Source organism: Vibrio sp. S11_S32 (genome assembly GCF_014694465.1).
GTDB lineage: Bacteria > Pseudomonadota > Gammaproteobacteria > Enterobacterales > Vibrionaceae > Vibrio > Vibrio algicola.
Window position 1 is genome coordinate 1 of record NZ_JAAUWS010000202.1, and the last position, 251, is coordinate 251.

The 251-nt window shown below is 35.5% G+C and carries 1 pseudogene; it reads right to left on the minus strand.

Annotated features, from left to right (window positions below):
• Position 1 precedes the first annotated feature (1 nt).
• Positions 2-133, minus strand: a pseudogene (locus HC723_RS17240) (IS3 family transposase); the annotation flags it as partial.
• Positions 134-251 lie beyond the last annotated feature (118 nt).

Genomic DNA, 251 nt, shown 5'->3' on the forward strand with positions numbered 1-251 from the left:
GTCAATGAAAATTGGCCACAGTTTTAGAGTTTTCCCAATATAATTGTTCCGATCTATTAGGTGTTAACCCTCCATTATATTGATGCGGTCTGAGTCGGCTGTAATAACCTGTTATATATTTAATGATATTCTGGTCTAATCGATCTGGACACCTTGATTGTGGATAATACGATAATCAATCGAGGTGAATATGAATACAAAACGTCAATATCGAACTTATACGAAAGAATTTAAAGAAGAGGCAATCGGCC